This is a genomic window from Streptomyces calidiresistens (genome assembly GCF_014141525.1).
Taxonomy (GTDB): domain Bacteria; phylum Actinomycetota; class Actinomycetes; order Streptomycetales; family Streptomycetaceae; genus Streptomyces; species Streptomyces calidiresistens.
Window position 1 is genome coordinate 1 of record NZ_VKHS01001162.1, and the last position, 1,245, is coordinate 1,245.

The 1,245-nt window shown below is 78.8% G+C and carries 2 protein-coding genes; both read right to left on the reverse strand.

The annotated features are described in order from the left end of the window. Positions 1 to 61: 61 nt before the first annotated feature. Positions 62 to 436, reverse strand: coding sequence for a fluoride efflux transporter CrcB (gene crcB / locus FOE67_RS26125; RefSeq protein ID WP_182667293.1), 375 nt, complete (start codon positions 434 to 436; stop codon positions 62 to 64). Then, a complete protein-coding gene (locus tag FOE67_RS26130; RefSeq protein WP_323385547.1) occupies positions 433 to 981 on the reverse strand; it encodes a FluC/FEX family fluoride channel in 549 nt (182 codons plus the stop codon). The genes crcB and FOE67_RS26130 overlap by 4 nt, the downstream gene beginning before the upstream one ends. Between the last annotated feature and the right edge of the window lie 264 nt (positions 982 to 1,245).

The following is a 1,245-nucleotide window of genomic DNA, read 5'->3' on the forward strand; positions in this document are numbered from 1 at the left end:
GCTTCGTCGGCAGCGTAAGATGTGTATAAGAGCCAGGTGGTGGACCGGGGCGCCGCCGCGCTCACCCCCACAGGGCGGAGCCGGCGGCGAGACCGAGGGCCGCCGCGCCGACCGCCGCGACCACGCTCCCCACGGCGTTGAGCACCGCCGGGCCCCGGGCGCCGGACTCCCACAGCCGCAGGGTCTCCCACGAGAAGGTGGAGTAGGTGGTCAGCGCCCCGCACAGGCCCGTCCCCAGTGCGAGGGCGAGCGCGTCCCCCGCCGCGCCGGCCAGGACGGCGCCGGTCAGCACACCGAGGGCCAGGCTGCCCAGCAGATTGACGGTCAGGGTGCCGAGCGGGAGGGTCGAGCCGAAGCGGGATTGCACCCCGGTGTCGATCAGGTACCGCAGACAGGCCCCCAGCGCGCCGCCGAGGGCCACCCACCACCACGTCACGGGGCCCTCCCCCCGTCGACCGCGTCGTCGACCACATCGGTCCGGCGCGAACGGTTCAGCGCGCGCCGGGTGAGTGCGGCGGCGGCCCCCACCGCGAGCAGGGCCCCGATCAGGTTGGCCGCCGCGTAGCCGAGACCGACCACCGCCCGGCCGTCGGCGATCAGCCGCTCGATGTCCACGGCGTGCACGGAGAAGGTCGTGAACCCGCCGAGCAGACCGGTGCCGAGGAAGGGTCGCAGCAGCGGGTGCGCGGCCCGGTCGGTGACCAGCGGAACCAGCGCGCCGATGAGCGCGCTGCCGAGGACGTTGACCGCGAGCAGGGCCGAGGGGAACGCCCCCTCGGGGGTCGGCCAGGCGAGGGAGACCGCGTACCGGGCGAGGGCACCGAGCGCGCCGCCGAGGGCGACGACGGCGAGGACGAGGGGCCATCGGGGCGCGGGGCGTGCCTCCCCGGCGCCCGGAGCGGTGTCGGGGTCCAACGGCTCGGCGGGGGTCTCCCCGGGCTCCCCCGGGGGGCCCGGCCGTCCGGGGTCGGCGGATCGCACGGGGTCGTTCCCTGTTCCCTCCCCCGGGCGTCGCGGCGGGGGCCGGTTCCCGGGCACGGCTGCGGTCGGATCGTCGCCGCCGGGGGACCGTCGGTCGCCCGGCGGACGGCGGTGCGGGGCGGCGGTGCGGGGCGGCGGGCCCCGGCGCCGCGCGGCCCCGACGGCCTCCCCGGCCGGACGGCGGCGCGCCGCCAGGCTACCCCCGCGGTGGTCCGGCCCCGGCCGGGGCCGGACCACCGCGGGAGGGGCGGATCAGGTGGGCGG